This window comes from Stenotrophomonas sp., from assembly GCF_032056425.1.
Lineage (GTDB): Bacteria > Pseudomonadota > Gammaproteobacteria > Xanthomonadales > Xanthomonadaceae > Stenotrophomonas.
This window is the reverse complement of the sequence record NZ_DAMBCN010000001.1, coordinates 279,601-305,808: the sequence shown is the minus strand read 5'-3', so window position 1 is coordinate 305,808 and position 26,208 is coordinate 279,601. Positions and strand designations below refer to the sequence as shown.

The 26,208-nt window shown below is 67.7% G+C and carries 20 protein-coding genes; 14 read left to right on the top strand and 6 right to left on the bottom strand.

The window, feature by feature from the left end; all coding sequences use genetic code 11:
- Positions 1 to 284 precede the first annotated feature (284 nt).
- Entirely contained in the window at positions 285 to 716 is a 432-nt protein-coding gene (locus RTY46_RS01370; RefSeq protein ID WP_312706305.1) for an OsmC family protein, read from the top strand.
- 79 nt (positions 717 to 795) lie between these two features.
- Here the strand turns inward: RTY46_RS01370 and RTY46_RS01365 are convergent, their stop codons facing one another.
- Both RTY46_RS01365 and RTY46_RS01360 read right to left on the bottom strand, forming a co-directional pair.
- Positions 796 to 1,674 (bottom strand): PhzF family phenazine biosynthesis protein, encoded by an 879-nt coding sequence (locus RTY46_RS01365; protein ID WP_312706304.1) that lies wholly within the window; start codon positions 1,672 to 1,674, stop codon positions 796 to 798.
- Between the two features lie 97 nt (positions 1,675 to 1,771).
- On the bottom strand, positions 1,772 to 2,647 hold the full coding sequence (locus tag RTY46_RS01360) for a PhzF family phenazine biosynthesis protein (protein WP_312706303.1): 876 nt from the start codon (positions 2,645 to 2,647) through the stop codon (positions 1,772 to 1,774).
- A gap of 75 nt (positions 2,648 to 2,722) precedes the next feature.
- Between RTY46_RS01360 and RTY46_RS01355 the strand changes: the two genes are divergently transcribed.
- The 4 genes from RTY46_RS01355 (at position 2,723) to RTY46_RS01340 (ending at position 8,807) form a co-directional block, all read left to right on the top strand.
- Complete coding sequence (locus RTY46_RS01355; protein WP_312706302.1) at positions 2,723 to 5,317, top strand: bifunctional aspartate kinase/diaminopimelate decarboxylase; 2,595 nt, start codon at positions 2,723 to 2,725, stop codon at positions 5,315 to 5,317.
- 90 nt (positions 5,318 to 5,407) lie between these two features.
- Positions 5,408 to 6,760 carry a UDP-N-acetyl-alpha-D-muramoyl-L-alanyl-L-glutamate epimerase gene (gene murL, locus RTY46_RS01350; protein ID WP_312706301.1) on the top strand — a complete coding sequence of 451 codons (1,353 nt, stop codon included), beginning with the start codon at positions 5,408 to 5,410 and terminating at the stop codon, positions 6,758 to 6,760.
- A complete protein-coding gene (murD, locus tag RTY46_RS01345) occupies positions 6,741 to 8,150 on the top strand; it encodes a UDP-N-acetylmuramoyl-L-alanine--D-glutamate ligase (RefSeq protein WP_312706300.1) in 1,410 nt (469 codons plus the stop codon). Before murL ends, murD begins: the two co-directional genes overlap by 20 nt.
- 57 nt (positions 8,151 to 8,207) lie before the next feature.
- A complete protein-coding gene (locus tag RTY46_RS01340; RefSeq protein ID WP_312706299.1) occupies positions 8,208 to 8,807 on the top strand; it encodes a hypothetical protein in 600 nt (199 codons plus the stop codon).
- Between the two features lie 34 nt (positions 8,808 to 8,841).
- Here RTY46_RS01340 and RTY46_RS01335 read toward each other — a convergent pair whose 3' ends face one another.
- Entirely contained in the window at positions 8,842 to 9,420 is a 579-nt protein-coding gene (locus tag RTY46_RS01335; RefSeq protein ID WP_312706298.1) for an SMI1/KNR4 family protein, read from the bottom strand.
- A 125-nt stretch (positions 9,421 to 9,545) separates the two neighbouring features.
- Between RTY46_RS01335 and RTY46_RS01330 the strand changes: the two genes are divergently transcribed.
- Complete coding sequence (locus RTY46_RS01330) at positions 9,546 to 10,331, top strand: dienelactone hydrolase family protein (RefSeq protein WP_312706297.1); 786 nt, start codon at positions 9,546 to 9,548, stop codon at positions 10,329 to 10,331.
- Between the two features lie 60 nt (positions 10,332 to 10,391).
- Here RTY46_RS01330 and RTY46_RS01325 read toward each other — a convergent pair whose 3' ends face one another.
- A complete protein-coding gene (locus RTY46_RS01325; RefSeq protein ID WP_312706296.1) occupies positions 10,392 to 11,390 on the bottom strand; it encodes a polyprenyl synthetase family protein in 999 nt (332 codons plus the stop codon).
- Between the two features lie 214 nt (positions 11,391 to 11,604).
- On the opposite strand from RTY46_RS01325, the gene RTY46_RS01320 reads away from it, so the two are divergent.
- The 3 genes from RTY46_RS01320 (at position 11,605) to RTY46_RS01310 (ending at position 14,327) form a co-directional block, all read left to right on the top strand.
- On the top strand, positions 11,605 to 13,218 hold the full coding sequence (locus RTY46_RS01320; protein WP_312706295.1) for an alpha glucosidase: 1,614 nt from the start codon (positions 11,605 to 11,607) through the stop codon (positions 13,216 to 13,218).
- 152 nt (positions 13,219 to 13,370) lie between these two features.
- The gene (locus RTY46_RS01315) at positions 13,371 to 13,970 is read left to right on the top strand and encodes a hypothetical protein (protein ID WP_312706294.1); all 600 of its coding nucleotides are present in this window, start codon (positions 13,371 to 13,373) and stop codon (positions 13,968 to 13,970) included.
- A gap of 222 nt (positions 13,971 to 14,192) precedes the next feature.
- Complete coding sequence (locus RTY46_RS01310; RefSeq protein ID WP_312706293.1) at positions 14,193 to 14,327, top strand: hypothetical protein; 135 nt, start codon at positions 14,193 to 14,195, stop codon at positions 14,325 to 14,327.
- A 189-nt stretch (positions 14,328 to 14,516) separates the two neighbouring features.
- Here the strand turns inward: RTY46_RS01310 and RTY46_RS01305 are convergent, their stop codons facing one another.
- Positions 14,517 to 17,267 carry a TonB-dependent receptor gene (locus RTY46_RS01305; protein ID WP_312706292.1) on the bottom strand — a complete coding sequence of 917 codons (2,751 nt, stop codon included), beginning with the start codon at positions 17,265 to 17,267 and terminating at the stop codon, positions 14,517 to 14,519.
- 222 nt (positions 17,268 to 17,489) lie between these two features.
- Positions 17,490 to 19,544, bottom strand: coding sequence for a glycoside hydrolase family 97 protein (locus RTY46_RS01300; protein ID WP_312706291.1), 2,055 nt, complete (start codon positions 19,542 to 19,544; stop codon positions 17,490 to 17,492).
- Positions 19,545 to 19,779: 235 nt separating this feature from the next.
- Here RTY46_RS01300 and RTY46_RS01295 point away from each other — a divergent pair, with 235 nt between their 5' ends.
- From RTY46_RS01295 to RTY46_RS01275, 5 genes are all read left to right on the top strand, one after another.
- Complete coding sequence (locus RTY46_RS01295; RefSeq protein WP_312706290.1) at positions 19,780 to 21,972, top strand: Six-hairpin glycosidase-like protein; 2,193 nt, start codon at positions 19,780 to 19,782, stop codon at positions 21,970 to 21,972.
- On the top strand, positions 21,969 to 23,456 hold the full coding sequence (locus RTY46_RS01290; protein ID WP_312706289.1) for an MFS transporter: 1,488 nt from the start codon (positions 21,969 to 21,971) through the stop codon (positions 23,454 to 23,456). Before RTY46_RS01295 ends, RTY46_RS01290 begins: the two co-directional genes overlap by 4 nt.
- Positions 23,456 to 25,171, top strand: coding sequence for an alpha-amylase family glycosyl hydrolase (locus RTY46_RS01285; RefSeq protein ID WP_312706288.1), 1,716 nt, complete (start codon positions 23,456 to 23,458; stop codon positions 25,169 to 25,171). Before RTY46_RS01290 ends, RTY46_RS01285 begins: the two co-directional genes overlap by 1 nt.
- Positions 25,172 to 25,254: 83 nt before the next feature.
- Complete coding sequence (locus RTY46_RS01280) at positions 25,255 to 25,653, top strand: hypothetical protein (RefSeq protein ID WP_312706287.1); 399 nt, start codon at positions 25,255 to 25,257, stop codon at positions 25,651 to 25,653.
- 120 nt (positions 25,654 to 25,773) lie between these two features.
- Positions 25,774 to 26,160, top strand: a complete 387-nt coding sequence (locus tag RTY46_RS01275) for an SseB family protein (protein WP_312706286.1) — start codon at positions 25,774 to 25,776, stop codon at positions 26,158 to 26,160.
- Positions 26,161 to 26,208: the final 48 nt, after the last annotated feature.

The window sequence follows — 26,208 nt, the reverse complement described above, 5'->3', positions numbered from 1 at the left end:
GTGGGCGCCGCCAATAGCCCGCAGTGCTGAAAGTGCAGGTTTTTTCATATCCAGACCGATTCAGTACATGGCGCGCGGCAGCGGATTGCGCGGCTCTGGTGCACTGCGGAACCCGCAGATTCTGCGCGAAAGCACTGAAAACAAGGGGGAAATGCCCGATGGGGTGGCGAAGAAGTGTCCACGCCGATGGCCCGGGACAGCACCTGCCACTGCGGCGGAGCGACGCAGGGCTAACGCCAGCCGTGGCAGGGTGAGCGTTCACCAACGCCACGCAGGAGCAGCACATGGGAATCTCGCGACACGCCACCGCGCACTGGGAAGGGGATCTGAAGTCGGGCAAGGGCCAGTTGAGCACCCCGCAGAGCGGTCTTTTGGACAAGACCCGCTATGGCTTCAACAGCCGCTTCGGCGAGGAAAAAGGCACCAGCCCGGAAGAGCTGATCGCTGCCGCGCATGCGGGCTGCTTCACCATGGCGCTGTCGGCCAAACTGGGCGAGGCCGGGTTTACACCGACGTCGCTGGATACCGAGGCGAAGGTCGACCTGTCGATGGAAGGCGGTCCGCAGCTTTCGCAGATCCGCTTGAAAGTGAAAGCGGTGGTGCCGGGCATCGACGCCACCCAGTTCCGCGCCATTGCCGATGACGCCAAGCAGAACTGCCCGGTGTCCAAGGCGTTGAGTGCGGTGCCGATCAGCCTGGAAGCAGAGCTGGGCTGAGGGCGGTAGCGCCGGGCCATGCCCGGCGAGCGAAGCGGAAAGCCGCCGGGCACGGCCCGGCGCTACCCGCCTACGGCGATCACCAATCGAGGGTGCCGGCGATCACCGTCTGCACCTGGCCGCCGGACCACACTTCGCCGTCCGCATCGACCCGCAGGGTCAGGCGCGCATCGTGGCCGACCTCGCGGCCTTGGCTGACTTCATACGGTTCGCGGCCGCGCGGCAACACCCCGCGCTGGTCCAGCCAGGCGGCCAGCACGGCATTCGCCGCGCCCGACGCCGCATCTTCGAAGCGCCGCCCGTTGCCGACGAAGGCGCGCACCGCCAGGTCGTAGCCTTCGCTGCCATCGCTGAACGCATACGCGAACACGCCCATGCTGTCGGTGGATTCGGCCAGGGTTGCGATCGCGTCCCAGTCCGGCTGCAGTGCGCGCAGCTGTGCTTCATCGGCCACCTGCACCACCCACCAGCTGCGGCCGCCCTGCATGCGTGCAGGGGGCAGGGTGCCCAGCGGCCAGCCCTGCAGCGCAGCGGCCAGGCGCGGGTCATCGGCCGGCGCAGTCTCGGCCAGCTGCGCGCGCGGGGTGCGGATGGCAATGCGCTGCTGCGCGCCTTCGCCCATCACCTGCAACGGCAGCGCGCCAGCAATGCCGTCCTGCACCAGCACGCCGTCCACCGGCGTGGCCAGCCCGGCCAGCAGCACCGCATGCGCGGTACCGACGCTGGGGTGGCCGGCGAACGGGACTTCCTTCTGCGGGCTGAACATGCGCAGCCGGTAGCTGCTGCCAGCGGTCTGCGGCGCGAACACGAAGGTGGTTTCCGGCAGCCGGGTCCAGCGCGCGATGGCCTGCATGGCGGTGTCGTCCAGGCCCTCGGCATCGAGCACCACGGCCAGCGGATTGCCGGCGCCGGCGCGCGGCGAGAATACATCCAGTTGCAGGAAACGGCGTGCGGACATCAGGGAAAACTCCAGCGAAATGGGGAAATGGTAGCGCGGGGCCATGCCCCGCGAGCGTGCAGCGCGGTGCGGTGATGCCGCCGGGCATGGCCCCGCGCTACCAGCGGATGTGCCCGTCAATCACCGGCTGCACCTGGCCACCGATCCATACCGTGCCTTCGGCATCGACACGCACATGGACATGGCCGTCGCGGCCGACTTCGCGGCCCTGGCTGGCCACGTAAGCACCCGCGCCGCCGGGCAGGGCACCACGTTCGCGCAGCCAGGCGCCGATCAGCGCGTTGGCGCTGCCCGTCACCGGATCTTCGGGTACGTTCACCGCATCGCCCGGGCAGAACGCGCGCACCACGCGGCTGTGCCCCGCGGCGGGTTCATCGGCGAACACCGCCACACCGGTCGCGCCGGTGGCATTGGTCCAGTCGCGCAGGGCGGCCATGTCCGGGGCCAGGCCGCGCACGGCGGCGGCATCGCGCAGCGGCAGCAGCCACCAGCGCGGGCCGTTGTCCCACAGCTCGGGGGCATGGCCGTCGGCGGCCAGGGCCAGCAGCGGTTCCGGTACCTGGCCGGGCGCGGTGAGCAGGTGGCGGGCCGGCGGGCTGGCCAGTTCGATGGTCGGCGCGTCGGCCGGGCCACTCACCCGCACCGGCAGCAGGCCGGCGGCGCATTGCTGGACCAGGGCGCCGCCGTCTCCCGGCGTGGCCAGGCCACAGGTGACCGCTGCCCAGGCCGCGCCGACGCTGGGGTGGCCGGCGAACGGCAGCTCGCTGCCCGGGGTGAAGATGCGGATGTGGTAATCGGCACCGGCGGCGCTGGGCTGCAGGAAGAACACTGTCTCGGACAGGTTCAGCCACGCCGCCAGCGCCTGCATGCGCCCGGCGGACAGCACGTCGGCGCCCAGCACCACGCCCAGCGGGTTGCCGCTGCCGGGCTGGTGGGCGAAGACATCAAGCTGCAGGTAGCGGAAGGCGGCCATCGGTGGGTCCATTGGGCTTAGAATCGAAGGTTCCGCCCCCTCGGGCGGCTTCCCCACATTACACATAGCCTATCCATGTCAGCTTCCCCCCTTGTCGATCGTTGGATCGTACTGAAGTTCGGCGGCACCTCGGTGTCGCGTCGCCACCGCTGGGACACGATCGGGAAGCTGGCGAAAAAACGCGCGGAAGAGACCGGCTCGCGCGTGCTGGTGGTGGTCTCGGCGCTGTCCGGGGTCACCAACGAACTGACCGCGATCGCCGATGGCGCGCCCGACAGCCGCGACCGCGTGGCTGCTCTGGTCGAACGCCATGAGGGCTTCCTGGTCGAGCTCGGCCTGGGCCGCGAGGTGCTGGGCGAACGCCTGGCCGCCCTGCAGGGCCTGCTGGATGACCCGCGCGCAACCACCCGCCCGCTGGACTGGCAGGCCGAAGTGCTGGGCCAGGGCGAACTGCTGTCCTCGACCCTGGGCGCGGCCTACCTGCATGCTTCGGGCCTGGACATGGGCTGGATGGACGCCCGCCAGTGGCTGGACGCGATGCCGCCGCAGCCGAACCAGAGCGACTGGTCGCAGCGCCTGTCGGTGAACTGCCAGTGGCGCGCCGACGCGGACTGGATGCAGCGCTTCCGCGCGCAGCCGACCCGCCTGCTGATCACCCAGGGCTTCATTTCCCGCCACGCCGACGGCGGTACCGCCATCCTCGGCCGCGGTGGCTCGGATACCTCGGCGGCGTACTTCGGTGCGCTGCTGGGCGCCAGCCGCGTGGAAATCTGGACCGACGTGCCGGGCATGTTCAGCGCCAACCCGAAGGACGTGCCCGACGCGCGCCTGCTGACCCGCCTGGACTATTACGAGGCGCAGGAAATCGCCACCACCGGCGCCAAGGTGCTGCACCCGCGCTCGATCAAGCCCTGCCGCGACGCCGGCGTGCCGATGGCCATCCTTGATACCGAGCGCCCGGAACTGCCGGGCACCAGCATCGACGGCAATGCCGCGCCGGTGCCGGGGGTGAAGGCGATCAGCCGCCGCAACGGCATCGTGCTGGTGTCGATGGAAGGCATCGGCATGTGGCAGCAGGTCGGCTTCCTGGCCGATGTGTTCGGCCTGTTCAAGAAGCACGGCCTGTCGGTGGACCTGATCGGTTCGGCCGAGACCAACGTGACCGTGTCGCTGGACCCGTCCGAGAACCTGGTCAATACCGATGTGCTGGCCGCGCTGTCGGCCGATCTGTCGCAGATCTGCAAGGTGAAGGTGATCGTGCCGTGCGCGGCCATCACCCTGGTCGGCCGTGGCATGCGTTCGCTGCTGCACAAGCTGTCGGATGTGTGGGCCACCTTCGGCCGCGAGCGCGTGCACATGATCTCGCAGTCGTCCAACGACCTGAACCTGACCTTCGTGATCGACGAGGCCGATGCCGATGGCCTGCTGCCGATCCTGCATGCCGAGCTGATCGACAGCGGCGCCATGCCGGTGGAAGAAACCGAAGTGTTCGGCCCGCGCTGGCGCGAGATTGCCGGCACCGTGCGCCCGCGCGGCACGCCGTGGTGGCGTGGCCAGCGTGCGCACCTGCTGCAGCTGGCCGACGCCGGCACGCCGCGCTACGTCTACCACCTGCCCACTGTGCGCGCCCGCGCCCGCGCGCTGGCCGCGATCAAGCCGATCGACCAGCGCTACTACGCGATCAAGGCCAACAGCCACCCGGCCATCCTGCAGCTGCTGGAAGCCGAAGGCTTCGGCCTGGAATGCGTTTCGCACGGTGAGCTGAAGCACGTGTTCCAGCACCTGCCGGAACTGTCGCCCAAGCGCGTGCTGTTCACCCCCAGCTTCTGCCCGCGCAGCGAATACGAAGCCGCGTTCGCACTCGGTGTGACCGTGACCGTGGACAACGTGGAGGCGCTGCAGCGCTGGCCGGACCTGTTCCGCAACCGCGAACTGTGGCTGCGCGTGGACCTGGGCCGTGGCGAAGGCCACCACGCCAAGGTGCGCACCGGCGGCAAGGAGTCGAAGTTCGGCCTGCCGATTGCCCGCGTGGACGAATTCGTGCGCGCGGCCACCGAGCTGGGCACCCGCGTGGTCGGCCTGCATGCGCACCTGGGCAGCGGCGTGGAAACGGCGCAGCACTGGCGCCTGATGTGCGATGAGCTGGCCGGTTTCGCCCGCCGCATCGGCAGCGTGCAGACCATCGACATCGGCGGTGGCCTGCCGATTCCGTACAGCGAGGAAGACGAGCCGTTCGACCTGGACGCCTGGGCCGAGGGCCTGGCCGAAGTGAAGGCGCTGCACCCGGCGTTCCGTCTGGCGATCGAGCCGGGCCGCTATCTGGTGGCCGAATCGGGCGTGCTGCTGACCCACGCCACCCAGGTGGTGGAAAAGGACGGCGTGCGCCGCGTCGGCCTGGATGCCGGCATGAACACGCTGATGCGCCCGGCCCTGTACGACGCCTGGCATGACATCGAGAATCTCAGCCGCCAGGGCGGTTACGCCGAAGCGGCGTTCGATGTGGTCGGCCCGATCTGCGAGTCCAGCGATGTGTTCGGCAAGCGCCGCAAGCTGCCGGTGTCGACCGCGCCGGACGACGTGATGCTGATCGCCGACGCCGGTGCCTACGGCTATGTGATGGCCAACACCTACAACCAGCGGGCGATGCCGCGCGAAGACGTGATCGAGTGATCGCCAGCCTTCGCACCCTGCACCCGCCCACCGACACGACCCGCGCTCGCGCGCGGGCCCGTGCCTGACCGCGCTTGAACTGGATCCACCATGACTGCTTTCGATAAACACCAGGTTTCCCGCTTCCGCTTCGTCCGCTGCGAGTTCGCCGCGGATACCGGCGTGGCCAAGCTGGTCTACGCCTTCGACGTCGGCCCGGAGATGGTGGAAACCATCACCGTGCCGGGCGCTCCGTTCGTGCTGGACGAGGCGCGCGCGGCCGCGGTGCAGCGTGCGCTGCAGCTGCTGCACCTGATCGCCGGCGTCAGCTACTACAAGGCGGCCGTGCCGGAGACGGTCAGCATCGACAGCTATGCCATCGATGCCGAGACCGCGGCGCTGGTGGAGACGGTCTACCTCAACGGACTGGGCGAATTCGCTTACCGCAACGGCCTGAACCTGCGCGGGCGTTTCCGCCTGCCGGTGCAGGGCGACGCGGTGCAGGCGCCGATGCTGGGCCTGCAGCCGCATGCGCTGGTGGCCATCGGCGGCGGCAAGGATTCGCTGGTCAGCATCGAAGCGCTGCGCCGTGCCGGCGTGGACGAAACGGTGACCTGGATCGGCGGTTCGCAGCTGATCCGCGCCTGTGCCGAGCGCACAGGCCTGCCGACCCTGAACCTGGGCCGCGCGCTGGCGCCGGAGCTGTTCGAGCTGAACCGCCAGGGCGCGTGGAACGGGCATATCCCGGTCACTGCGGTGAACTCGGCGATCATGGTGCTGGCCGCGCTGCTGCAGGGCGTGGACCAGGTGGTGTTCTCCAACGAGCGTTCGGCCAGCTACGGCAGCCAGATTCCGGGCACCGGCGAAGTGAACCACCAGTGGTCCAAAGGCTGGGCATTCGAGCAGGCCTTCGGCAACCACGTGCAGCAGCAGGTGGCCGCCGATCTGCAGTACTACTCGCTGCTGCGCCCGATGTCCGAGCTGGCGGTGGCCCGCCAGTTCGCCAAGACCGATTTCTACGACGCGCACTTCTCCAGCTGCAATCGCAATTTCCACATCCTGGGCGAGCGCCCGGTGAACCGCTGGTGCGGCGTCTGCCCGAAGTGCCATTTCGTGTTCCTGGCACTTGCCCCGTTCATGCCCAAGACCCGCCTGGTGCGCATCTTCGGCCGCAACCTGCTGGACGATGCCGAGCAGGCCGGTGGCTTCGATGCGCTGCTGGAATTCCAGGACCACAAGCCGTTCGAATGCGTGGGCGAAGGCCGCGAATCGCGTGCGGCGATGGCGACCCTGGCGCAGCGTCCGGAATGGAAGGAAGACGTGCTGGTGAAGCGCTTCTGCAACGATATCCAGCCGCAGCTGGACGCCGCTGAACTGGAACTGGCGCCGCTGCTGCTGTTGCAGGGCGAGCACCGCATTCCGGCCGCGTTGTGGGAACAGGTGCGTGAAGATTTCGCAGCTTGAGGGAAAGCGCGTTGCGCTGTGGGGCTGGGGACGTGAGGGCCGCGCGGCATTTTCCGTGCTGCGCGCGCGCCTGCCCGCGCTGGCCCTGAGCCTGTTCTGCCCGGCCGCCGAGGCCGAGGCGGCGCGTGCGGAAACGCAGGGGTTGCTGGACGTGCGCGGTGAACCCACCGCCGAGGCGTTGGCTGCGTTCGACGTGGTCATCAAGTCGCCCGGCATCAGCCCGTACCAGCCGATCGCGCTGGCGGCGGCCGCGCAGGGCACCGCCTTCATCGGCGGCACCGCGCTGTGGTTCGCCGAACACGCCGGTGCCGATGGCATCGTGCACGACACCGTGTGCGTGACCGGCACCAAGGGCAAGAGCACCACCACCGCGCTGGTCGCGCACTTGCTGCGCGCCGCCGGCCATCGCACCGGCCTGGTCGGCAACATCGGCCTGCCGCTGCTGGAGGTGCTGGACCCGCAGCCCGCGCCTGCGTACTGGGCGGTGGAACTGTCCAGCTACCAGACCGGCGAAGTGGCGCGCAGTGGCGCCCGCCCGCAGGTGGCGGTGGTGCTGAACCTGTTCCCCGAACACCTGGACTGGCACGGCAGCGAGCAGCGCTACATTGAAGACAAGCTGCGGCTGGTGACCGAAGCGGCGCCGCGCATCGCCGTGCTCAACGCGGCTGATCCGCATCTGGCCGCGCTGTCGCTGCCGGACAGCGACGTGGTCTGGTTCAACCAGCCGCAGGGCTGGCACATGCGTGGCGAGATCGTGCACCGCGGCGAGCAGGCGGTGTTCGATACCCGCAACACGCCGCTGCCCGGCCGCCACAACCGCGGCAACCTGTGTGCGGTGCTGGCGGCGCTGGAAGCACTGGGTCTGGATGCCGTAGCGCTGGCACCGGCGGTGCAGGATTTCCGCCCGCTGCCCAATCGCCTGCAGCGCATCGGCGCGGCCGGTGGCCTGACCTACGTCAACGATTCGATCAGCACCACGCCGCACGCCAGCCTGGCCGCGCTGGAATGTTTCGCCGGCCAGCGCATCGCGCTGCTGGTGGGCGGGCACGACCGTGGCCTGGACTGGACCGATTTCATGCAGCACATGGCGCACGACGTGCCGCCGGTGGAGATCGTGACGATGGGCAGCAACGGCCCGCGCATCCACGCGATGCTGCAGCCGCTGGCCGATGCCGGCCGCTTCGGCCTGCACGCGGCGGGCGACCTGCCCGAGGCGATGGCGCTGGCACGCGCGGCGCTGGGTACGCAGGGCGGGGTGGTGCTGCTGTCGCCGGGCGCGCCGAGTTTTGGTGCCTACCGCGATTACGTGGCCCGCGGCCGCCATTTCGCCGAACTGGCCGGGTTTAACCCGGACAGCATCAGCGCGATTCCGGGGCTGGGCATCGGGTAGGGCAGGCCCAGGGGTCAGATCCCTTTCCGCAGGAAAGGGCTCTGACCCCATCCACGCATGGCGTGGATCTACTCCAAGGGCGCGTTACCATCGGTGCATTCCCGGACGGACCCGGACGCCCGCATGTGCACCTTCATCACAGTGTTCCTGCCCACCACGCTGGCCCACGACACGGCTGCCGCAGTCTTCACCCGCAGCGGCCGGTGCCTGCTCGCGCAGGCCTCGCCGAGCCTGCAGGCGGCGGTCGGGCCCGGCTGGCAGCCGTGGCTGAGTGCGGCGCACTGCGATTGCGGGACGGCGCTGGCTTCGCTGCGGGCCGAGCCGGCGTGGGCGGGCGATGCCGAGCGCTGGCGGAAGAAGGGCTGGAGCGAGGCGAAGATCGCCCGCGCGCTGGCCGAGCAGTTGGCGCGGCATGCGCAGGATCAGCAGAGGGTTCGCGAGCAGGCGCTGGGTGATGCCGGCCAATGGCTGCAGCGCATTGATGCGTTGCTGGGCGCGGGAGCTGCGCGTATTGGCTTGCTGGTGCGCGACTACGACGGTTCGGTGGGTGCCCGGCAACCGACGCCGCCGGAGCGTCGTTGGTCGCGCGCGCGCCTGGCGGAGGCGGATCTGCTGGCGTTCGAACCGGGCACGTTGCAGTGGATCGAGCGCGGGTGAGAGCGCGTGCCCCCCATCCACGCATGGCGTGGATCTACTCGATGAAGCTGTAATCGCGGTCGATCAGGTCCTGCAGGTAGGCATCGAAGCTGGGGGCGATCACCGCGTAGCTGTCCGGATCGTGCAGGTAGCGCACCACCTGGCCGACGGTGCCGCCCGGCGCCGGGTCGAAATCCAGGTACAGCATCGAGGTGCCGCCGTTGTTCATGCAGTGCGAGAAGCACAGGCGACGGTTCATCGGCAGATCGCCGTCGATGCCGGCGCCGAGGATGTCCGGCTCGTCGTCCAGCCATTCTTCGTAGATGGAACGGATGCTGTCGTCCCACTGCCGCCGGTCTTCGAAGATCTGTTCGACCGAGCGCAGGAAGTACGGGTAGTCCCCCACGTCCGAGCCCAGCACCAGCACGCAGACCTCGCCGCCGGGGTACTCACGGTAGTGCGTGCCATCCACGCGCGACAGCAGCTGCAGCAGGCTGTCGGGCACCTGCGGCCACTGCGTGCGCAGGCGCTGCAGGTCATCGGCGCTGGCGCCCTGCACGTGGGCCCATTGCGGGGCGTCATCTTCCGGCAAGCGGGCAACAAGGCCGGACAGGAAACGGTCTACCAGGTTCATTCAATGGCAGGGAAGCAGGAACAGGGGGGTATCCAACCACACCTGCGTCACGCCGCCAATGCAGAATGCGCACTGGCAGGCGTGGACGCTGTGCAGCCTGCTTCCCTTCTTTCTGGAGCAGGCGCATGAACAGCTGGCGGTTTGGTGTGGCGATGGTGCTGGGGCTGGCGGCGATGCCGGCGTGGGCGGCGATGAAGACCCAGCCGGTGGAATGGACGCACCAGGGCACGACCTTCAGTGGTGTGCTGGTCTACGACGACGGCGACAATGACAAGCGCCCCGGCCTGGTGATGGTGCCCAACTGGAAGGGCGTGAACGCATCGGCGATTGAAAAGGCCAAGCAGTTGGCCGGCGATGACTACGTGGTGCTGGTGGCCGATGTGTACGGCAAGGGCGTGCGGCCGAAGAGCGATGCCGAGGCTGGCCCGGTCGCGACCAAGCTGCGCAACGACCGGCCGCTGCTGCGCGCACGCGCGCTGGAAGCGGTGAACGTGCTCAAGGCGCAGGCCGGCAAGGCGCCGCTGGATGCCAGCCGGATCGGTGCGGTGGGCTTCTGCTTCGGCGGCACCACGGTGCTGGAGCTGGCTCGCGCGGGTGCGCCGCTGGCCGGTGTGGTCAGCCTGCACGGCGGCCTGGGCTCACCACTGCCGGCACAGGCCGGTGGCACGCATCCCTCGGTGCTGGTGCTCAATGGCGCCGACGATACCAGCGTGACGGCCGAGGATATCGGCAGTTTCCAGAAGGAAATGGACGCGGCCAAGATCGACTGGGAATTCACCAACTACAGCGGCGCGGTGCACTGCTTTGCCGAGCGTGATGCCAACAGCCCGCCGGGCTGCCAGTACAACGAACGGGCGGCCAAGCGCGCGTGGAAGGCGCTGGATGAGTTCTTCGAGGAACGGTTTTTGTAGAGTCGAGCCATGCTCGACTGCTGAGGGCGTGCCGACCAACGGTCGGCACACCTTCACCGATCAATGCGAGCGCTGCACCGCGTAGCGGGCCAGGCCGCGCAGGGCCGCCACCGCATCGTTGTCGCCCAGGCCATCAAGCGCGCGCTCGGCGGCTTCGGCGTATTCCTCGGCGCGGCGGCGGCTGTAGTCCAGGCCACCGGTGGCGTGGATGGCGGCCAGCACCTCCGGCATGGCCGAGGCGTCGCCGTCCTGCACGATGCTGCGCAGGCGCTCGCGGGTGGCGGCGTCCGAATGGGCCATGGCATGGATCAGCGGCAGCGTGGCCTTGCCTTCGGCCAGGTCGTCGCCCAGGTTCTTGCCCAGCTCGTCGGCATTGGCCGAGTAATCCAGCACATCATCGGCAATCTGGAAGGCGTAGCCCAGATGCATGCCGTAGTCGTACAGGGCCTGCTGGGTGGCTTCGTCCACGCCGCTGGCCAGCGCGCCCAGGCGGGTGCCGGCGGCGAACAGCACCGCGGTCTTGCGCTCGATCACGCGCAGGTAGGCCGCTTCGTCGGTGTCCGGGTTGTGCACGTGCAGCAGCTGCAGCACTTCGCCTTCGGCGATGCGGTTGGTGGTGTCGGCCAGGATCTGCATGACCGGCATGCGGTCCAGTTCCACCATCAGCTGGAAGCTGCGCGAGTACAGGAAATCGCCCACCAGCACGCTGGGCGCATTGCCCCACAAGGCGTTGGCGGTGCTGCGGCCACGGCGCAGGCTGGATTCGTCCACCACATCGTCGTGCAGCAGGGTGGAGGTGTGGATGAACTCGATGATTGCCGCCAGCTGGTGGTGATCCGGGCCGGCCTGGCCGACCGCATGGCCGGCCAGCATGACCAGCATCGGCCGCAGGCGCTTGCCGCCGGCGGAAATGATGTGGTCGGCGATCTGGTTGATCAGCACCACGTCCGAGGACAGCCGGCGCCGGATCAGGGCATCGACGGCGGCCATGTCGGCCGCAGCAAGCGACTGGATCTGGGGCAGGCCCAGGGCGGGACGGGTGTCTTCAGTGATGGTCATGCGATCAGGCTTTCAGGCTCCCCCCGATTATAGGCGCTGGCCGTGAATTCGGGCGGAAACCGACCCGACCGGCGTTTTCGTGGGCCGCTGGCCGGCCCTGCGGCGTGAATACGTATGCAGCCAGCGCCATCGCCGGGAGGCCGCCGCTAAGCTTGCCGGAGTTGCTTTTCGGCCCGCTGCCGGCGGGTCCCGCATGCCCGGAGGGGGGCTGTCGATGTCGCACAATCCATGGTGGCGCGGAGCCGTCATCTACCAGATCTACCCGCGCAGTTTCCTCGACGCCAACGGCGACGGGGTAGGCGACCTGCCGGGCATCATCGAGCGTCTGGACTACATTGCCGCGCTGGGCGCGGATGCGATCTGGATCTCGCCGTTCTTCAGATCGCCCATGGCCGATTTCGGCTATGACATCGCCGATTACCGCGATGTGGACCCGTTGTTCGGCAACCTGGACGACTTCGACCGCCTGCTGGCCAAGGCACACGGCCTGGGCCTGAAGGTGATGATCGACCAGGTGTTGAGCCATACGTCGATCGAGCACGCCTGGTTCCGTGAAAGCCGCCAGGACCGCAGCAACCCGAAGGCGGACTGGTATGTCTGGGCCGACCCGCGCGAAGACGGCACCCCGCCCAACAACTGGCTGTCGCTGTTCGGCGGCGGCGCCTGGCAGTGGGAACCGCGCCGCGAGCAGTACTACCTGCACAACTTCCTGGTCGACCAGCCGGACCTGAACTTCCATAACCCGGCGGTGCAGCAGGCCACGCTGGACAACGTGCGCTTCTGGCTGGACCGCGGCGTGGATGGGTTCCGCCTGGATGCCATCAATTTCTGCTTCCACGACGCGCAGCTGCGCGACAACCCGCCCAAGCCGGCGGACAAGCGGGTGGGCCGCGGCTTCAGCCCGGACAACCCCTACGCCTACCAGTACCACTACTACAACAACACCCAGCCGGAAAACCTGCCGTTCCTGGAGCAGCTGCGCGCGCTGCTGGACCAGTACCCGGGCGCGGTCAGCCTGGGCGAGATCTCGTCGGAAGATTCGCTGGCCACCACTGCCGAGTACACCCAGGACGGCCGCCTGCACATGGGCTACAGCTTCGAGCTGCTGGTGGACGACTACAGCGTGGCCTACATCCGCGATACGGTCTCGCGCCTGGAAGCGGTGATGACCGAGGGCTGGCCGTGCTGGGCAGTGTCCAACCATGACGTGGAGCGGGCGGTCAGCCGCTGGGGCGGGCACCCGGCCGACCCGCGCCTGGCCCGCATGCTGGTGGCCATGCTGTGCTCGCTGCGCGGCTCGGTCTGCCTGTACCAGGGCGAGGAGCTGGGCCTGGCCGAGGCCGAGGTGCCGTTCGAGGACCTGCAGGATCCGTATGGCATCACCTTCTGGCCCAACTTCAAGGGCCGTGACGGCTGCCGCACGCCGCTGCCGTGGACCGATGCCCCGCTGGCCGGCTTCACCACCGGCAAGCCGTGGCTGCCCATTCCGGTCGAGCACCGTGCCGCCGCGGTGGCGGTGCAGCAGGCCGACCCGCACTCGGTACTGAGCGCCTTCGGCGATTTCCTGGCCTGGCGGCGTACCCAGCCGGCCCTGCTGCACGGCGACATCCAGTTCCTGGACAGCGCCGAGCCGGTGCTGCTTTTCCAGCGTATGCTTGCAGATGAAACTCTCCTGCTGGCCTTCAACCTGTCGGCAGCGCCGGTCAGCCATCCGCTGCCAGCCGGCCGTTGGGAACAGGTAGCCGTGCCGGGCCCGGATGCGGGCACGGTGGAAGGCAATGAACTGCGGCTGCCGCCGCGCGCGCTGTATTGCGCCCGACGCAGCTGACCGATTTCTCCGGTGGCGGTACTTGCGGGGACGGGGCCGAAGCGCCCCGTCCCTTTTTTGTGGGTGGCTGTTGGCCGTCACTTTCCAACTAGTGGAATGGAGTCGGCCGGGATGGGCGTGGACACTGGCGGCCCCTACATGGTGGACCTCCGATGCGTTCCTTTGCTTCCCTGACCCGAGTGTTGTTGCTGGCAGTGGCGCTTTCCGCTGCATGCCCCCTCTCCGCCACACCCATCGTGATCGTGGGGCCCGCGCTGGAGGATGCCTTTGAGGGGGCTGACGTGGTACCTGGCCTGAAGCAGTTGCTCGGACCGGAGTACCTGGCGTTCCGACGCAATTTCGATGAGTCGGCGGTGCCGGTGCCGTTGAAGGATGGGGGGCTGCTGCTTGATGGGTGGCGATTGGGATTTCCCTCACATCACGCAGCTGCCGTGGTGGTCTACCCCGATGGCACGCTGCATGCGGCCTACTACAACGCTGAAGATCGAGCGGTGCGGTACTTCTCCACATCGGCTGGACTTCAGCACCGCGCACTGCTGGTCTGGGCAAAGCGATTTGACCTGCCTCTGGATCAATCGCCTTCCCCTCACCGTTCTGTGGAAGACACTCCCAGAGCATCCGTGCTGGCAGTGCCGAGCTTGGAAGAGCAGGCAGCCATGCGATCGGTGGCCGCCGCGATCTGGTCTGCCGAGCTGGCCTCGGGTTGGAACATGAATACCGAAGTGGGGCGCGTTCTCGGTGAGGCCACCTAGCAGATCATGGACTGCTCTGCCGCCTTCAGCCTCGTGCCAAAGCCTGCGGGCTGGGTGCCAGGTTGGGCGTATGTTACGCAGACATCGGTCCAGATCGTCGCCTATGTCACGGGTGCGTCGGCGCATAGGGTCTACCGATCCTGTGTCATTGCTACCGCCAGTCGCCAGCGCTCGTTCATCGAGTTAGCCTCGGGCGGGTTCTGAGCACGGAGCGACGACATCATGTGGGAACTGCTGGGCCAGATTGTTTCCGTTGTCCTCAACAATGTGGGCCACGCGCTTGGCGGGTTCAGTGGTCGTGTCTTGCTGGCGCTGATGCTGGTCATTGCGATCAGCTGCGCCTTTCTCATCCGGTGATCTTCTGCCTGGCGCATCCACGCATGGCGTGGATCTACTGGAGGAGTTTGGTCTTGGTGGGTGCGGACCGTTGGTCCGCGCGGGGCGCAAAAAGAAAACCCGCTGCCTGCGCAGCGGATTTTCCGGTCCAGGTCGCCGTGGTCGCCGCCGGGCATGGCCCGGCGCTACCCATGGGTTACCTGGCGTGGGTCAGAACTTGTAGTTCACGCCCAGCACGTAGGTGCGGCCCCACTCGATGTATTCCAGCGGGCGATCCTTGGTGCCGGCATAGGTGCGGTACGGCTCGTTGGTCAGGTTGCTTCCCTGCAGCAGCAGGGTCAGGCCACGCAGGGCGCTGCTGTCGCTGAAGGTGTAGCTGATCTGCGCATCGGTCACGTTCTCGCCCACCACATAGCGCAGCGTGCGGTTGCCGTTGAAGTTGCCGATTTCACCGATGAAGTCCGAACGGCGGCGCTGGCTCACGCGCGCTTCGAAGCCATTGCGCTCGAAGTAGGCGGTGAAGTTGTACACGCGGTCGGACAGGCCCGGCAGGCTGATCGGATCGGTACCCACGCTGGAGGCGCTTTCCGGGTCCAGGATCTCGATGTCGCTCTTGTTGAAGGTGGCGCTGGCCTGCACGCCGAAGCCACGCAGGCTGTCGGTCAGCATGTCCAGCGGGAACGATGCGGTCAGTTCCAGGCCCTTCAGGGTGCCGCCCTTGCCGTTCTGCGGCGAGGAGAACGTACCGGTGGTGAGCACCGGCACGGTCATGCCCGGCGGCGGCACATAGCTGCCCAGCAGGTCGGTGAAGTCGTAGTTGTCCACCGACTGGGTGTACACGTAACTCTTCAGATCCTTGTAGAAGACGGCGGCGGCCACGTAGGCCTTTTCACCGAAGTACTTCTCGTAGGACAGATCGATGGCGGTGGCGCGCCACGGATCCAGCAGCGGGTTGCCGCCGCTGCCGCCGGGCTTGCCGGTGGCGGTATCCACGCCGAATTCCAGGCCGGCGCGCATCTGGTCCACGCGCGGGCGGGCGACCTGCTTGGCCACCGCAAAGCGCAGCGTCTGCTCATGCGGGAACATGAAGGCCAGGTTCAAGCTGGGCAGCCAGTCGTTGTAGGTCTTGCCGTTGGAATACGGCTGGATGTTGCTGCCGGCCGGCTGCGAGCTGTCCCAGTACCGTGAATCCGAACTCTGGTCGGTGTGCTGCATCTGCACGCCGATGTTGCCTCGCACGCCCACCACGCCGATGTCGGTGTTGATGTTCAGGCGCGCCCAGGCGGTGGTGATTTTTTCCTGCACCACCCACGACTTCGGAATCAGGTAATCCAGGTTGTCGACCGGATCGAAGGTCATGTAGCGGGCCACGGCGGCCGGCACGTTCCAGGCCGGAATGCTGCCGATGCCGGCAAAGCCCAGGTTCACCGGCGAATACTGCAGGTCCGAGGCAATGTTGGCATCGCCCTGGGCGCCCAGCAGGATGTTGCCTTCGGACTGGGTCTTGGTCTTGCGGCGGTCGGCGTAGTTCACGCCGATGTCCAGGTCCGGTGCCCACGACGCCATCGCTTCAGGCAGGCTGATGGTGGCCGCCAGCTTGCCGCCCTTCAGGCGGTCTTCCACCTGCGGCACCTTGCCGTAGCCGGAACCGTAGATGGTGTTGGTCAGGAACAGCGCATCGGGGTTGGAGTAATCCAGGCCCGGCGAGATCTGCGAGAAGCCGTTCGGGTTCACCACCAGGCCGATGGTGTCCAGCTGCGGCATCGGGGTCAGCTGCAGGTTGTTTTCCAGGTTCAGCTCGTCACGGGTGGCCTTGGAGTAGTTCAGGTCGGCCACCAGCTTCACGCTGCCGAAGGTGAACTCGTTGTTCCAGCCAAACGCATCGATCTTGTCCTTGCGCTTGTTGTACATGCCGCGCACCAGCGGGTACACGCCGCTGGCGGTGCCCCCGGTGAAGGTGCCATCGGCATTGACCTGCGGGTTGCTGATCAGCAGGCCCGGGGTGTAGCCGCCGTTGTAGTTGCTGAGGTTGACCTCGAACTGGTTCGCGGTGTCGATCTGCTCGGCTTCGGTGTGGAACGCATCGAAGGTGCTGGTCCAGGCGTTGTTCGGCCGGAACTGGATGGTGGCCATCACGCCGTCGCGCTTGTTGTTGCCGGTGCGGCGCAGGGCCTTGATGCCATCGGAGAAGTAGGTGCCTGCCGCCAGACCCGGGCGGTTGCCGTTGGTGGTCTGTTCGGTGGTCCACGGCTCGTACAGGCCTACCTGGTTTTCCTGGATCGGGTTGTCGCTGTGCGCGTAACCGATCGAGATGCCCAGGGTCTTGTCGAAGAACTGGTCGATGTAGCTGGCGCTGAAGCGGTTGCCGAATTCATCGACGTTGGCCGCATCACCCAGCGAGCTTTTCTGCAGGCGGCCGCTGACGGCGATCACGCGCTCGGGGAAGCTGAGCGGGCGCACGGTCTGCATGTCGATGGTGCCCGACAGGCCCTGGCCGACCAGTGCCGCGTCCGGGGTCTTGTACACGGTCACGCCGTTCACCAGTTCCGACGGGTACTGGTCGAATTCAACGCTGCGGTTGTCGCCGGTACTGACCACTTCGCGGCCGTTGAGCAGGGTGGTGGCGAAGTCGGGCGACAGGCCGCGCACGCTGATGACCTGGGCACGGCCGGCCACGCGCTGGGCGGCCAGGCCGGGCAGGCGGCCCAGCGATTCGGCGATGCTGACATCGGGCAGCTTGCCGATGTCTTCGGCGGAAATCGCTTCGACCACCGAGGTGGCGCTCTGCTTCACCGCAATGGCGTTTTCGATGCCGCGGCGGATGCCGGTCACCTGCACGGTGTCCAGGTTGGTGGCCGACGGATCGGTGGCGGTGGCTTCGGTGGACTGCGCCGATGCCAGCGACGGCACCAGTACGACGGCCAGCGCCAGACTCAGCGCGCTGCGCTTGTGGTTCAACATTTTCCCCTCCCAGGCAATGTTGTAGAGCATTTTGTGGTCGTCCCGGCGGGGCCGGAAACGTGCGACGCGGTGGCCGCTGTCGTCGCCGCTATGGTAGGCAGCGCGTTGTTCGGCGGAATCACCCTGCATACGTATTCAATGGCGTTTGCAGCGTTGTAAACGGTTCCATGATCCCGTCCCGGCAGCGCCGGGACGCGCCCGGCGTGCGCAGGCCACGGTGGTTCAGTGGATCGGCGTGAAGCGGATCGCCTGGCCACCGCCCGGTGCCAGCACCAGGGTCAGGGCATCGGCGCTGGTCACTTCACGCGTCTCGCGCTTGAACGCGAACGGTTTGCTGCGGAAGTCGGCGCCCTCGCCGTCGCGGTAGATCTCGGCGCGGTAGCGCACGCCTGGTTCCAGGAAGCCCAGCGACACCGGCAGCACGCGGCCGTGTTCGTCGGTGATGCTGCCCAGGAACCAGTCGCGGCTGTTGCGCTCGCGTCGCACGATGGTCACGTAGTCGCCCACTTCGCCATCGAGCACGCGGCTCTGTTCCCAGTCCACTGCCACGTCTTCGATGAACCGGAACGCTTCGCGATGCTGCAGGTAGTGTTCGGGCAGGTCGGCGGCCATCTGGATCGGGCTGTACAGCACCACGTACAGCGCCAGCTGGCGGGCCAGCGTGCTGGGAATGGCCTGGCCGTGGCGGCCCTTCAGGCTGAGGATGCCGGGGGTGTAATCCATCGGTCCGGACAGCATGCGGGTGAATACCAGGTTCACTTCATGCTCGGGCGGGTTCGGCGGCTGGCCCCACGCGTTGTATTCCATGCCGCGCGCGCCTTCGCGCGAGATCCAGTTGGGGTAGGTGCGGCGCAGGCCGGTGTCCTTGATCGGCTCGTGCGGGTTCACCGACAGGCGCCGGCGCGCGGCTTCCTGCACCACCTTCAGGTGGTGGCGCGCCATGAACTGGCCGTCATGCCACTCGCGCCAGAGCGGGCCGCCGGCCGGGTTGCGACGGTCCACCTGGCCGTCATCGCAGACGTAGCCGGTCTTGAACTGGTCCACGCCCAGGCGCGCATACAGGTCCAACGCGGCGTCCAGCTGGTCCTCGTAATGCTCGATGGCGCAGCCGGTTTCGTGGTGGCCGATCAGGTGCACGCCCTTCTTCAGGCCATAGGCAGACAGCGCCTCGATATCGAAATCGGCCGTGGCGCGGGTGAAGTCGAAGTCGTAGCCGTTGCCCACCCACATGCCGTCCCAGCCGGGATTCCAGCCTTCCACCAGCACGCCGCGGAAGCCATGCGCGGCGGCGAAGTCGATCACCTTCTTCGTCTTGGCGGTGGTGGCCGCATGCATCGGGCCGGTGGCCCAGCTTTCGTTGTCCAGGTGCATCGACCACCACACGCCCAGGTACTTGGCCGGCTTCACCCAGCTCACGTCGCCCAGCGCGTTGGGTTCGTTGAGGTTGAGGATCAGGTCCGATTCGACCAGACCGCCGGCGCGGTCGGCAATCTGCAGCGTGCGCCACGGGGTGCTGAAGGGCAGGGTGCGGCGCACTTTCCAGCCTTCAGCCGACGGCGAAAGCTGCGCACGCAGGCGCTGGCCTTCGGTGCGGCGCAGCCACATGCCGGCGTAGTCCACCAGCGCGGCCTCGTGGATGGCCACGTGCAGGCCATCCACGCTGCGCAGGGTCATCGGCGTGTGCACCAGCGGCACCTCGCGCAGCGGCGTGCGCTGGTACAGGTACTCGTAATGGATCGGCTCGCCGGCCGGAATCCACCACGCGGTGGACTCGGGCGCGATGGCGAACTCGGTCAGTTCGTCATCGATGATCGCCTCGCGCAGGTTGGGCTGTTCGGGGAACGCATAACGGAAGCCGAGGCCGTCGTCGTAGACGCGGAACACCACGTCCACGCGACGCTTGCTGCCGGTGCTCTCGGCCAGCTGCACGGTCAGTTCATTGAAGTGATTGCGGGTGACGCGGCGCTCGCCCCAGGGCTGTTCCCAAGTCTCGTCCACGCTGCGCCGCTGTTCGCCCAGCTGGACGAAATCACGGTCCAGGCGGCCGTCGCGCAGCACGAAGCCCAGCTTGGAATCGTCCACCACGGGCGCGCCCAGGCGTTCCACCCGGTAGCGCGCGGTACCGCCATCGAGCACCAGGCTGACCGCCAGCACCTTGCCCGGCGATTCCACCCGGGTGACCTGCGGCGCGGCCTGGGCCACCGCCGCCAGACCCAGCAGGGCCATGCCGAACACCGGCGCGAACATCGCGCGGACTGCAACAGAAAAAGCCGGCATTTCCCCTCCCAAGGCGCCATTGGCAGACCCGGACCATAAGCCAGCACGGCGCCCGGTCTTCACGCAATGGCCATGAATACGTATGCAAGTGGACGCAGGCCACGGCGCCGCGTCTACCATGGGGCAAGGCACCTTGAGGGAGGCGCCGCGCCCGCGCACCGGTTCCGGTGGCGCGGACCCACAACGGTGCAGAGAGGGAGGGAGGTCGACGGGCGCAAGCCGGTCTGCCGCTTCGATGCTGAAGATGATTTGCCTGACGGCTGCCCTGGGGGCAGCGCTGGGAACGACCGCGCACGCGGCCGACCTGGAATTCAACGGCCGCCATGCGCGCGCCGAAGCCGCTGCCAAGGGCAGCTTCGTGCTGCACGCGCCCACGGGCGAGGTGCGCATTGCCGCCGCGCCCATGCGCAGCCAGACCGGCAGCGTGATGTTCGATGCGCTGTTCGCCATGGCCCAGCAGGAAATGGACCAGGACCGCGTGGATGCGATCCGCGATCCGTCCTTCGACGAAGGCCGCCCGGTGCCGTGCGAGTGCTTCCAGACCGGCGCGCGCTGGCCCTATGTGTGGACCCGTGATCTCAGCTTTGCCGCAGATCTGGCGCTGGCGAAGCTGGACCCGCAGCGCACCCGGCAGTCGCTGCAGTTCAAGCTGTCGGCCGCGCGCGATGGCCATACCCCCGGCCTGTTCGTGGCCCAGGACACCGGCTCGGGCGGCAGCTGGCCGATCAGCAGCGACCGCGTGGTGTGGTTCCTGGCCGCGCGCCATCTGCTGGATGATGCGGCCTTCGCCGACCAGGTCTGGCAGGCGCTGCAGGGCACGTTGGCGCAGGACCGGGCAATGGTGTTCGACCCGCAGATGGGCCTGTACCGCGGCGAGACCTCGTTCCTGGACTGGCGCGAGCAGACCTACCCGGACTGGACGCGCGAGAATGTGCGCTTCATCGGCGATTCCTATGCGCTGTCCACCAACGTGCTGCATTACCAGGCTCTGCGCCTGGGCCAGCAGATGGCCGCGCAGCTGGGTGACGAGCGCGCCGAGCAGTACAAGGCCTGGGCCGATGCGCTGGCGCTGCAGATCGATGCACGTTTCTGGCGGCAGGACATGGGCCAGTACATGAGCTACATCGGCGAAGCGGCGCACCCGGTGCCCTACGCCAAGGTGGACCTGCTGGGCCTGTCGCTGGGCATCCTGGCCGACGTGCTGCCCGCCGAACGCGCGCAGCGTGCGCTGGCCGCGTACCCGATGGGGCCGGCCGGCAGCCCGGTAGTGTGGCCGCAGGAAGCGCAGCAGCCGATCTACCACAACCGCGCCATCTGGCCGTTCGTCAGCGCCTATTCGCTGCGCGCCGCGCGCAAGCTGGACGATGCGCCGCGCATCGCCGCCGAGATCCGTTCGCTGATGCAGGGCGCGGCGCTGGCCGGTTCCAACATGGAAAACTACGAACTGGTCAGCCAGGCCGTGCACGTGGACGAAGGCGCGCTGAGTGGGCCGGTGGTCAATTCCGAGCGCCAGCTGTGGTCCGTGGCCGGTTACCTGGCCATGGTCAGCGAAGGCGTGTTCGGTGTGCAGGATGATGGCAGCGTGCAGCCCAAGCTGCCGGCCAGCCTGGTACCGGACCTGTTCGGAAAGCAGCGGCGCATCAGCCTGGACGCCAACGGCAAGCGTTACGTGCTGGAGCGGCCGAAGCAGCTGGGCGAGGGCCTGCTGGTGGCCGGCAAGGTCAAGACGCGCGGCACCACCACCACGGTGCAGCTGGTGCCGGCCGCTGCCGCGCCGCGCGCTGCAATGGCCGGCGCTGATGCCAATGCGCGTGCACCGGCCACGCCGGCTACGCCGCAGGCCAAGCGCAGTGGCAAGGGCTGGACCGTGGCCGTGGCCGCCGACCAGGTGCTGTGGCAGGACGGCAAGGCCGTGCAGCCAGCCAAGGGCGTGGCACGCATCGGCGAGGACGGCCTGCAGCATTGCCTGAGTCTGACCCGTCGCGAGGGCACGCTGGAATCGCTGCACAGCCCGATGCTGTGCGTGGGCCCGCAGCAGGTGCTGCGCGGTGCACGCCAGTGGCAGTTCACCGCCGCCAAGGCCGGGCCGGTGCGCCTGCGCCTGCAGTACCGCAACCCCAACGGCCCGATCAACACCGGGGTGACCGCCGCGGTGAAGCAGCTGGCGGTGCAGTGCGGCAGCCAGCCCGTGCAGCGCTTGACGGTGACGCTGCCGCACAGCGTGGCCGCGCAGGAATCCACCGCCGCAACCTTCAGCGTGCCCAAGGGGCGCTGCAGCGTGAAGCTGGAAGAGGGCTTCAACATGAGTGCACTGCAGCACTTCGCGCACTACACCGGTGGCAAGGGCGGGCGCGAGGGCGTGCTCAACCAGGCCCAGGTGCAGGCGCTGAAGGTGGCACCGGTCGCGGCCGTCGAGGGCGCACGATGAGCCGTCCTGCCAAACCGCAGCTGTCGTTCTGGCAGATCTGGAACATGTGCTTCGGCTTCCTCGGCATCCAGTTCGGGTTCGCCCTGCAGAACGCCAACGCCAGCCGCATCTTCGAAACGCTGGGCGCATCGCAGGACGCGGTGCCGGGGCTGTGGATCGCCGCGCCGCTGACTGGTTTGCTGGTGCAGCCGGTGGTGGGCTACCTGTCCGACCGCACGTGGACGCGCTGGGGCCGACGCCGCCCGTTCTTCATGATCGGCGCGGTGCTGACCACGCTGGCCCTGCTGGTGATGCCGAACTCGCCCACGCTGTGGATCGCCGCCGGCACGCTGTGGGTGCTCGATGCCTCCATCAATGTGTCCATGGAACCGTTCCGCGCCTTCGTCGGTGACCAGCTGGCGCCCCGCCAGCGGCCCACTGGCTATGCGATGCAGAGCTTCTTCATCGGCGTCGGCGCCATCGTCGCCAGCTTCCTGCCCTTCATTCTCACCCACGTCGGGGTCAGCAACACGGCGGCGCCGGGTGAAGTGCCCGATTCGGTGCGCTACGCGTTCTACTTTGGTGCGGTGGTGCTGCTGGCGGCGATCAGCTGGACGGTCTTCAGCACGCGCGAGTATTCGCCTACTGAACTGGCCTCCTTCGACGATGCCGAACCGCCGGCGCACCATGCCGGCGCCACCATCACCGGGCCGGCGTCCTGGGGCCAGGTGACGCTGTGGCTGGGCGTGGGCGTGCTGCTGGCGGCGCTGATCGGCTGGCGGCAGGGCGACAAGATGCTGTACGTGCTGGCAGGCCTGTGCGCGGGCTACGGCCTGCTGCTGGCACTGGCCCGTGCGCTGCCCGGCACGCACATGCTGGCCGCCATCGTCGGCGATCTACGCGCGATGCCGGTGACCATGCGGCGCCTGGCGTGGGTGCAGTTCTTCTCGTGGTTCGCGTTGTTTGCCATGTGGATCTTCACCACCGCGGCGGTGGCCGGTACCCACTTTGGTTCCACCGATCCGCAGTCGGCCGCCTATAACGAAGGTGCCAACTGGGTGGGCGTGCTGTTCGGTGCCTACAACGGGTTTGCCGCGCTGGCCGCGCTGCTGATCCCGCCGATGGTGCGAGCACTCGGCCTGCGCTGGAGCCACCTGGTCAACCTGTGGCTGGGCGGGGCAGGGCTGATCTCGATGATGTTCATCGACGATCCGCGCTGGCTGCTGCTGTCGATGGTCGGCGTCGGCTTCGCCTGGGCCTCGATCCTGTCCCTGCCATATGCCCTGCTGTCGGACAGCGTGCCGGCGGCGAAGATGGGTGTGTACATGGGCATCTTCAATTTCTTCATCGTGATCCCGCAGCTGGTCGCGGCCAGTGCGCTCGGTTTTGCCCTGCGTGCGTGGCTGGGTGACCAGCCGATCCACGTGCTGATGCTGGGCGGCTGCAGCCTGCTCGTCGCGGGCCTGTGCGTGCTGCGGGTTCCGTCCCGTCCGGAGGTGGTGTAATGCGTGGTGTGCTGGCTGTTGCTGTTTCCCTTGCCCTGTTCGCCGGCCAGGCCGTGGCCGGGCCGCGCCCGGACTACGTCGGCACTACCGAACCGTTCGCCAGCGATGCGGTGTACTTCGTGGTCACCGACCGCTTCGTCAACGGCGATCCGTCCAACGACCACCGTGACCAGGGCGGCAAGCACCGCACGTTCGACATCCCGGTGCCGTGCCCGGACAAGGTGGACGGCAACATCGGTTACCTAGGGGGCGACTTCCGCGGCGTGCTGGACAACGCGCAGTACATCCGCAACCTGGGCTTCGGCGCGGTGTGGATCACGCCCATCGTCGACAACCCCGATGAAGCCTTCACCGGCAGCAAGCCGATCAGCTGCACCAGCACGCTGACCGACCGCGGCAAGACCGGCTACCACGGCTACTGGGGCATCAACTTCTACAAGCTCGACGAGCACCTGCCGAGCAAGGATCTGGATTTCGCCGGCCTCAACAAGGGCCTGCAAGATGCTGGCCTGAAGGTGGTGCTGGACATCGTCGGCAACCATGGTTCGCCGGCATGGACCATGCCGAAGCGGCAGCCGCAGTTCGGCCAGATCTTCGACAAGGACGGCACGCTGATTGCCGACCACCAGAACCTGCCGCCGCAGAAGCTGGACCCAAAGCACAACCCGCTGCACGCGTTTTACAACAACATCGGCCCGGTCGACAGCAAGGACGGTTCGATCTTCGACGGCAACCTGGCCGAGCTGTCCGATTTCAACCAGGACAATCCGGCGGTGATGGACTACCTGGTCGGCGCCTACCTGCAGTGGACGGCGCAGGGCGTGGACGCGCTGCGCATCGACACCATCGGCTGGCTGCCGCACCCGTGGTGGCACGAGTTCGTCAACCGCATCCGTGCCGCGCATCCGGGCATGTTCATGTTTGGCGAAGCATTCGACTACAACGCCGCCAGCATCGCCGAACATACCTGGCCGGCCAATGCCAACGTCAGCGTGCTGGATTTCCCGCTGCGTGGCGCGCTGGAACAGACCTTCGGCACCACCGGCAAGGGCTTTGAAACGCTGGCCGAACCGCTGCACCTGACCGGTGGCCCGTACGCCAACCCGTACGAGCTGATGAGCTTCTACGACAACCATGACATGCCGCGCCTGCAGGCCAGCGACAACGGCTTCATTGATGCGCACAACTGGCTGTTCACCGCACGCGGCATCCCGGTGGTCTATTACGGTTCGGAGACCGGCTTCATGCGTGGTCGCGCCGAACATGCCGGCAACCGCGCCTACTTCGGCCAGCAGCGCGTGGACGACGCACCGCGGAGCCCGATCTTCGCGCCGCTGCAGCGCATCGCCAAGCTGCGCGAGGCGACCCCCGCGCTGCAGCGCGGCCTGCAGGTGAACGAACGCCTGCAGGGCGATGAAGCGGTGTTCTTCCGCGTGCTGCAGCATGGGGGCGTGGCACAGACCGCGCTGGTGCTGCTGAACAAGGGCGAAGCCGCCCGTGGTTTCGAGGTCGATCGCTATCTGCAGCCCGGCACCTGGCGCGACGCGCTGGGCGGCGGCGAGCTGAAGGTGAAGCGCTCGCTGAAGGTCGAGGTGCCGGCGCATGGCGTGAAGGTCTTCGTGCTGGATGCACCGGTGCAGCAGCCGGCGCTGCAGGCCGAGCTGGACAAGGCCGTGGCCGACCAGCAGGCGCGCGACCAGCGGCTGGGGCGGTAGTGCCGGCCGCTGGCCGGCAGCCCCGCATGGATGGCATATTCAGGTGCCGGCCAGCGGCCGGCACTACGACAAGGATGGGTTGAATGATGCGACGTCTGCTGGTTTCGATGGGCAGTGGTGTGGTCACCGGTGCCCTGATCGCGGTAGTGACCTTCCCGTGGCTGGCGCGCACTGCCGCCATTGCCATGCCGCGCACGTTCAACGTCCATCTGTGGGATGCACTGGTGGTATTCGGCCTGGGCGCCAGCATGGTGGCGCTGCCGCTCACGCTGCTGGGGCTGCGCCTGACCCGGGTGCGTGGCACCGATGTGGCGACCCTGCTGGTGTCGGCCCTGCTCGCGCTGGTGGTCGCCCTGAAGGTGATGGACGCGCTGTACGCAGGCGCCAGCGTGCTGCTGGCGTGGGCTGTGGGCATGCTGCTGGCTGCGCTGGTGCACGGTTTCTGGCGGTCGTCCGCCGCGCTGAACGCCCAGCCCCAGTAGAGCCAGGCCATGCCTGGCTGAATTCCGGTAGCGCCGGGCCATGCCCGGCGGGAGCCCCGTGCAAGCAGTCGAGCAAGCTCGCCTCTACAATACGCATCCCCCGAAACCAGCCGTACCGCCATGACCGACCTCGCCCCGCAGACCCCGATCGAAACCCTGCTGAAGGCCGCCATGGATGGAGCCGTGCCGATCCGCGCCTTCATGGAAGCGTTCGTGGCCTCCGAGGTGGTGCTGGTGACCGGCAGTCTGGTCACCCCCGACGGCAGCGGTTTCGACCCGTTGCTGTTCGACAAGCAGGGCACCCTGCACGTGGCGGTGTTCACCGATCCGGCGCGGGTGGGCATCCACAGCCAGCAGGCCCCACACCAGATCCGCTGGCTGATGCTGGACGTGCTGCGCCGCGTGCCCGGCGGCTACGGTGTAGTGGTCAACCCCGGCACGACGTTGGGCTTCGAGATTTCCGCCAGCGGCGTGGGCGAGATCCTGAAGGATTTCGCGCAGGGCTGACGCATCTGTAGAGTCGAGCTTGCTCGACTTTTCCTGTAAACGGCAGTC